The organism is Planctomycetota bacterium (assembly GCA_038746835.1).
Classification (GTDB): Bacteria; Planctomycetota; Phycisphaerae; order Tepidisphaerales; family Tepidisphaeraceae; genus JBCDKH01.
Genome location: JBCDKH010000219.1, coordinates 1 through 5,702, shown reverse-complemented (window position 1 = coordinate 5,702; position 5,702 = coordinate 1). Strand labels below are relative to the sequence as shown.

Below are 5,702 nucleotides of genomic sequence, written 5' to 3'. Positions count from 1 at the left end.
GATCAGCTCGATTTCCCGGTGCTCTACGCGAGCGGGCGAGACGGCTGGGCGAGTGAGGACGTCGACCAGAAGGGCGAGGACATTCGGCCGATTTTCGAGGCGATCTTGAAGCAGGTGCCGGGGCCCGAAGCCGACGTCGATGGGCCGCTGCGGATGAGGATTCAGACGCTGGCGTACAGCGAGTACGTCGGGCGGATCGGCGTGGGGCGGGTCTGGGGCGGGACGATCAAGACGAACATGCAGATCAAGACCGTCGGCCGGGAGGGCGAGAAGGCGGGCCGGGTTCAGCAGGTGCAGGTCTTCGAGGGTTTCGGGCGGAAGGACGTCGACGAGGCGTCGGCGGGGGACATCGTGGCGCTCGTGGGCTTGCCGGATGTGGAGATCGGGAACAGCGTGATCGACCCGCAGAATCCGAGTCCGATGCCGGCGTTGGAGATCGAGCCGCCGACGTTGACGATGACGTTTCGCGTGAACGACTCGCCGTTCGTCGGCAAGGACGGGGATCACGTGACGAGCCGCAAGATCCGCGATCGTCTGCATCGTGAGCTGGAGAGCAACGTCGCGCTGAAGGTCGAAGACACGGCCGACAACGACGCGATGCGGGTCAGCGGTCGTGGGCTGATGCACCTGGGCATTCTGATCGAGACGATGCGTCGCGAGGGATACGAACTGTCGGTCGGCAAGCCGGAAGTTGTCCTGCGGAAGGACGAGAGCGGTCAGTTGATGGAGCCGGTCGAGCGGCTGGTGGTCGACGTTCCCGAGGATAAGCAGGGGCCGGTGATGGAGATGGTCGGCCTGCGTCGCGGGACGCTGGAGAAGATGGATCAACGCCAAGGCACAACGCACCTCGAGTTTTCGATTCCTGCCCGTGGGCTGATCGGTTTGCGGACGCGGCTGCTGACGGCGACGGCGGGCGAGGCGATCGTCCACCACAACTTCGCCGCGTATCAGCCGGCCGCCAAGAGCGACCCTGGCGGACGATCAGCGGGCGTCATGATCGCCAACATGGCTGGCAAGGCCACGACGTACAAGATCAACGAGCTCCAGCAGCGCGGGACGCTGTTCGTCGCCCCGACCGACGAGGTCTACGAGGGCATGGTCGTTGGCGAGCACGCCCGCGACAACGACATCGTCGTCAACATCACCGAGGCGAAGCAGCTGACCAACTTCCGCACGACCAGCAAGGACGCGGCCGAGTACCTCAAGCCCGCATGGAAGCCCACCGTCGAGCAGGCGCTGGAGTACGTCGAGGGCGACGAGTACGTCGAGGTGACCCCAACGGCGGTTCGGCTGCGGAAGCAGATGCTCAAGGAGACCGATCGCAAGCGCGCCGACCGCAGCAAGGCCAAGCAAGCCAAAGACGCCGCGCTGGCGATGGCGTGAGTTCGGTGTGGTTGTGACGACCTCAGGAGGGGAGCGGTTCCGCTCTCGAGTTTGGATGACGTAGCCGCCCGCGTCAGCGGGCGCACGCGGTGTTGGCACGCGCCCGCTGACGCGGGCGGCTAACTCTCCATATGGATTTCGTGATCGACACGTGCCACGTCGATTACCTCGGAGCCTTCCAACGGAGCAGCGTTCCCCCAAAGCGATTGAGCCACGCTTCGTGCTCCTTGTAATCGGGGCAGTTCGCGGCGACGGTCTGCCAGAACGCCCGCGAGTGGTTGGGCACGTCGAGATGTGAGAGTTCGTGGACGACGAGGTAGTCCAGCACTGCCGGCGGGGCCATGACGAGGCGGAAGTTGAACGAGAGCGTGCCGCGGGTTGAGCAGCTGCCCCAGCGGGTCCGCTGGTCGCGGATCGTCAGTCGGTTCCAGGGTCGCCTGGCGACGTCGTGTCGATGGTCGAGTGCGGTTTCGATGTCAGCGCGAGCGAGCTTGCGGAGGTGAGGCTCGCTCGGTTTTGGCAGGTCGTCGAGCGAGGTTGGCCGGCCGCGGAGCAGGACGTGGCCGGGCGTCAGGCCGAGCTCGTGTCGGGCGTCGTCGTCACGTTGCTGCTGGCTCTCGCGTCGCTCGACGATCCAGCTGAGGTGCTGGTCGATCAGCTGACGAGCGGCAGCGAGGGGTGCCCGCCTCGGCAGCGTCACGCGAAGGCCGTCGTCGCTGAGCTGCATGCTGACCCGCCGGGCGCGGGCGTGGCGGCGGACGCGAACGTCGATTCCCAGGCGCGTGAGCTCAGGGTGCTGCACGGCTGACGCTAGCGGTTCGCGAGAGGGCAGCTGCCGCCGTGCATGATCAATTTGCCTTGACTTATCGAATGAAATCGCGACGTTTGTCGGCAGCGCGGCGAGTCGGTCGCTGCGGGTGAGTGTTGCTCAAATCTTGGAGAGAGATGCGTCTGTCGAAATCTCATCGTGTTCTGTTCGCCGTCCCCGTGGTCGCTGCGGCGGCCTCGCCGGCGGCGGGTCAACTCGTTGCCTCGGCGCTGCTTACGGAGGGCTCGGCACTGCCGGGCGACTCGGCCGTCATCGTCGACACCATCAGCAACGTCGCCGCCAACGGCGTCGGCGGCTGGGGCGTGACGCTGGCGGACACCGACAGCCTGAGCCGGGTCTACGCCACCAGCTCGCTCGACCCGTCGACGCTCACTCTCTTCCGCAGCGAGGGCGACGTTTTGGCCGAAGGCACAGTGACGGGTGTCGAGAGCTTCTTCGGCGTCAGCGACACGCTCGACGTCCTCAACGGTCTCGTCATCGACGGAGACGAGGCCATCTACCGCAACTCGATCAAGGCGATCCTCGAGCCCGAGGCCACACCCGTTCCTGGCACGTTTTGGACGTTTGGCTCCGGACCTGACATCTCTTCCGGGGGTCTTGGGCACTTCGTCGGTGGGTTCGGGACGGTCCAGGGCGGCGGAACGCAGGCACGCGGCGTCTTCAGCGTCGACGACGTCGGCGATGTCAAACCGCTCATCGTTGCTGGCGACGTTGTCGGTGGCACCGGCGGCGAGATCGTCGGCTCCTCCGCCTCGCCGGGCTTCGGTGGCGGCGTGAGCGCAGACGGCACGTTTTACGCGTACGAGGTCGCACTAGACGCGCTGACCTCGGTTGACGGCATCATCGTCGTCAACGACGTCGCCGCGACCAGCGCGGGTGGCGGGCTGCTCCGCGAGGGCACGGCCATCGAGGCGGCCGCTGGTGGTCTTGCGGGCGAGGCGTGGGACAACTTCGACGCCGTCAAGATCAACGAGGCCGGAACGCTGCTCGTCACCGGCGACACGGCGGGCGACTTCAATTTCGACGAGTTTCTCTACCTGGGTGACCAGATCGTCCTGCGTGAAGGCGACGCGATCGGCAGTGGGACCGTCGACGGTGCGATCGAATGGGCCGACCTCAACGAGAGCGGCGACTGGGCCGTCATCTGGGACGTCGACTTCGGCTCGGGCGACGTCGAGGTCCTCATCGTCAACGGCGAGATCGTCCTCGTCGAGGGCGACGCGGTCGACTCCAACAACGACGGCGTCGTCGATGCGGCCGACGCGGGAACGCTCTCGAACTTCACGGGCCTTCGCAACCTGGCCGTGGGCGAGCGAATCAACGGCGTCGTCGACGTCTACTTCACCGCCGACGTCGACACGCTCGGCACGACCGGCTCTGGCGACGACCTCGAGTCTGCGTTCCGCGTCAGCGTCGTCATTCCCGAGCCTGGCAGCATCGCGATGCTCGGTGCGGGTGCGCTGACGCTTCTGCGCCGTCGTCGCTGAAGCCGTGATGTGAGCGAAGCGATCATCCGGATTGGACTCGACCCTTCCCGACCATGCGTCGGGGAGGGTCGCTTCACGCACACGACAGCTCCTTCGGTGTTTCCCGACTTGGATCGCGCGTAGATTGAGCCCATCAAACGCAAGCCCGTCATCGGCATCACCCTCGATCACGACCGGAGCCGCGACCGGTACCAGTTGTCGTATGCCTGCGTCGAAGCCGTCCGCCTCGCCGGCGGCGAACCGGTGCTGCTGCCGTTTCACGATGACCTGGAACTGCCGTCGTTTGTTCAGGGCATCGTCTTTTCCGGCGGCAACGATCCTGATCCGGCGGCCTGGGGCGAAGAGTGGCATCCAGCCTGCAATCAGGTCGACCCGAAGCGCGAGCGACACGAGCGCTCCCTCGTCACGGAGGCGGAGCGTCGCGGCATCCCGGCGCTGGGCATCTGCTTCGGCATGCAGATCATGAACCTCGTCCGCGGCGGAAGCCTCATCCAGCACCTGGGCGACCTCGGCCGGGCTGAACTCCACGCACGCCAGCCCGAAGGCTGGAGCAAACGGCACGACGTCGCGCTCCGGCCGGAGAGCCTCCTTGCCAAGACCTGCGGCGTCGTCGCTCTGGCCGTCAACACCAGCCACCACCAGTCCGTCGGCCGGGTCGGCGAGGGGCTTGTCGCGTCGGCCGTCGCGCAGGACACGACGGTCGAGGCCATCGAAGATCCGACGAAGCCGTTCTGGCTCGGCGTGCAGTGGCACCCGGAGCGACAGTCGATCGAAGGCGAGTCGCGACAGGCAGCTTTGTTCGAAGCGCTGGTGCGGGCGGCGTCATGACGCGGCTGTTGCTGTTTGTCACCGACCTCAAGCCCGGCGGCACGCCGACGGTCGTCAAGGAGTTGGCGACGCGACTGCCGACGGACGATCTGCATGTCGAGGTCGCCTGCCTCGGCGGGATGGACGCGGTCGCGACGGAGCTGGTCGACGCGGGCGTCGACGTGACGGCCTTCGACGTCGGTGTCCTCGGCTTGCCTCACGCTGTCGCGCGCCTCGGCAGACTCGTCGATGAGCATGAGATCGACGTCGTGCTAAGCCTGCTGGTCCATGCGAACACCGTCGCAGCGATCGCATCGCGTGGTCGGCCGGGCGTGCGATGGTGGCAGTCGATTCAGACGACGCAGCCGCGTCCGCGATGGCACTGGCCGGTGCAGCGTTGGGCCGCGAAGCATGCGACCGGCGTCATCGTGCCGTCGCCAAGCGTGGCCGATGTCGCGCGATCCCGAGCTGGCGTCGCGGCCGATCGGGTGCACGTCATCCCGAACGGCGTCGATGAAGCGACCGTCGTCGATCAGCCGAAGCCGGCTCGGGACGCCGGTTCGCCGCTCTGCGTCGTCTTCTTTGGGCGGTTCGATCCGGTGAAGCGCGTCCCGATGCTGATCGACGCTGTTCGCCAGGTCGAGAACGTCACGCTCGACGTCTTCGGCGACGGCCCGGAGCGAAGCCGCATCGAACAGGCGGCGTCTGGCTCAAATCGCGTCCACATCCATGGTTGGGCCGACAAAGACGTTGCTCTTGCCGACGCCGACGTGCTGGTTTTGCCCAGCGAGGCAGAAGGCTTCGGTCTCGTCCTCATCGAAGCTATGGCCGCGGGCGTGCCTGTGATCGGTGCCGACGCCCCCGGCATCCGCGACGTCATTCGCCACGACGACACTGGCCTGCTCTTCGACCTCGCCGGCGCTCGTCGTCCGACGCTGACCGAGACGCTCAGCCAAGCGCGAGACGAAGCCGCACTCTTGCATCGACTCTCCGATCAAGCACTTCGCTGGGTCCGCACCGAACGACTCTGGACCTCCGTCATCGAGCGATATCGGATGCGTCTCGTAAATCAATGAGACGAGTCGGTTCCGACATGAGCGTCGTGACCCGCGATGAGCACGGAGCCAGTGTCCGATCGGGAAGGTAGCTGCGGGGGGGAGGCCCGCCGGCGAACCCTCAGGCGGGCCCCACAGGGG

The 5,702-nt window shown here is 66.5% G+C and carries 5 protein-coding genes; 4 read left to right on the top strand and 1 reads right to left on the bottom strand.

Annotated features, from left to right (window positions below):
• The coding region (locus tag AAGI46_15285) for an EF-Tu/IF-2/RF-3 family GTPase (protein MEM1013570.1) at positions 1-1,383 on the top strand (1,383 nt) is incomplete at its 5' end.
• A gap of 163 nt (positions 1,384-1,546) precedes the next feature.
• On the opposite strand, the gene AAGI46_15280 is transcribed toward AAGI46_15285, so the two are convergent.
• A complete protein-coding gene (locus AAGI46_15280) occupies positions 1,547-2,185 on the bottom strand; it encodes a SprT family zinc-dependent metalloprotease (protein ID MEM1013569.1) in 639 nt (212 codons plus the stop codon).
• A 143-nt stretch (positions 2,186-2,328) separates the two neighbouring features.
• Between AAGI46_15280 and AAGI46_15275 the strand changes: the two genes are divergently transcribed.
• The 3 genes from AAGI46_15275 to AAGI46_15265 all read left to right on the top strand — a co-directional run bounded on the left by AAGI46_15275 (position 2,329) and on the right by AAGI46_15265 (position 5,582).
• A complete protein-coding gene (locus tag AAGI46_15275) occupies positions 2,329-3,699 on the top strand; it encodes a PEP-CTERM sorting domain-containing protein (protein ID MEM1013568.1) in 1,371 nt (456 codons plus the stop codon).
• Positions 3,700-3,822: 123 nt separating this feature from the next.
• Positions 3,823-4,527, top strand: a complete 705-nt coding sequence (locus tag AAGI46_15270; GenBank protein MEM1013567.1) for a gamma-glutamyl-gamma-aminobutyrate hydrolase family protein — start codon at positions 3,823-3,825, stop codon at positions 4,525-4,527.
• Complete coding sequence (locus AAGI46_15265) at positions 4,524-5,582, top strand: glycosyltransferase family 4 protein (GenBank protein MEM1013566.1); 1,059 nt, start codon at positions 4,524-4,526, stop codon at positions 5,580-5,582. Before AAGI46_15270 ends, AAGI46_15265 begins: the two co-directional genes overlap by 4 nt.
• Positions 5,583-5,702: the final 120 nt, after the last annotated feature.

Bases quoted from the DNA above. Each gene is read 5' to 3' on its own strand.
- AAGI46_15275 (MEM1013568.1), top strand. From the start codon at position 2,329: ATGCGTCTGTCGAAATCTCATCGTGTTCTGTTCGCCGTCCCCGTGGTC.
- AAGI46_15265 (MEM1013566.1), top strand. From the start codon at position 4,524: ATGACGCGGCTGTTGCTGTTTGTCACCGACCTCAAGCCCGGCGGCACG.